The sequence below is a fragment of the Burkholderia sp. SIMBA_062 genome (assembly GCF_046534765.1).
GTDB classification, from domain to species: domain Bacteria; phylum Pseudomonadota; class Gammaproteobacteria; order Burkholderiales; family Burkholderiaceae; genus Burkholderia; species Burkholderia ambifaria.
The window spans coordinates 1-256 of sequence record NZ_JAWRYD010000415.1; the positions used below are offsets into that span (position 1 = coordinate 1).

Annotated in this window: 1 protein-coding gene; it reads right to left on the minus strand. The window is 62.1% G+C overall.

Annotation, left to right across the window (positions count from 1 at the left end):
• Window positions 1-256 (minus strand): ribosome-recycling factor (locus SB786_RS36895; protein ID WP_410731671.1); only part of this gene is annotated, 256 nt, incomplete at both ends.

The following is a 256-nucleotide window of genomic DNA, read 5'->3' on the forward strand; positions in this document are numbered from 1 at the left end:
GTGCGTGGCCGGGTTCAGACCCAGATCCGACTCGCGGATGGCTTTTTCGATGACCTGAACCATCTTCTTTTCCCACGCCTGCACACCGATCGTACGGGCGTCGACGAGCGTGAGGTTGGCCACTTGCGAGATGGGCACGGGCGAACCGTAGTAGTCGACCTGGATGTGATCGAGCAGGCCCGTGTGGGCGCGGCCCGTGCGGATCTTCGCGAGATCGCTCTTGAACGCGTCGATCGAGCGTTGCATCTTCTGCTCG